Source organism: Halobellus sp. Atlit-38R (assembly GCF_003665925.1).
Lineage (GTDB): Archaea > Halobacteriota > Halobacteria > Halobacteriales > Haloferacaceae > Haloquadratum > Haloquadratum inordinatus.
In genome coordinates, this window is sequence record NZ_QXIJ01000284.1 from 1 (window position 1) to 474 (window position 474).

General features: G+C 57.0%; 1 pseudogene. It reads left to right on the forward strand.

Annotated features, from left to right (window positions below):
- Positions 1 to 49 precede the first annotated feature (49 nt).
- Positions 50 to 474: pseudogene (locus D3D02_RS19400) on the forward strand (hypothetical protein); the annotation flags it as partial.

Here is a 474-nt window from a genome sequence, read left to right on the forward strand (position 1 = left end):
CGTGAGCCGGGACGTGGGATTCCGTCCAAGCGAGGTTGGAAACACAGAGATGAGCTGGCTTGTTCTCGACGAAGAGGACGATGCCTACCTCAAAATTCCAAAGCAGGAGGATGCGAAGTCCGGGAAGGACTACTGGCGGTGTTTTCTGAGTTCCGAAGCAGCTCGAATCACTCGAAAGTGGGTCGACGAACGGGCGACCCGGCCGGAGTACGAGGGTCGTGAGAACATCTGGCTCAACGGTCGGAATAAGACTCCGTACAATTCAAAATCACTCCGAGACATCATGCTCAAGCTTCAGCCCGAGGCGGGAATCAACCCCGAACACCGGGAGAATGGCTGGTACATGATTCGGCGGGGGGTCGGGACTGAAATCGGGAATGCCGAAGGCATACATGCGCTAAAGGCTCAGCTCCGTATCAAGCGGACGGACACCGCGCTCAGGTACATCCACACGGATGAGCCGAGCATTCGGAG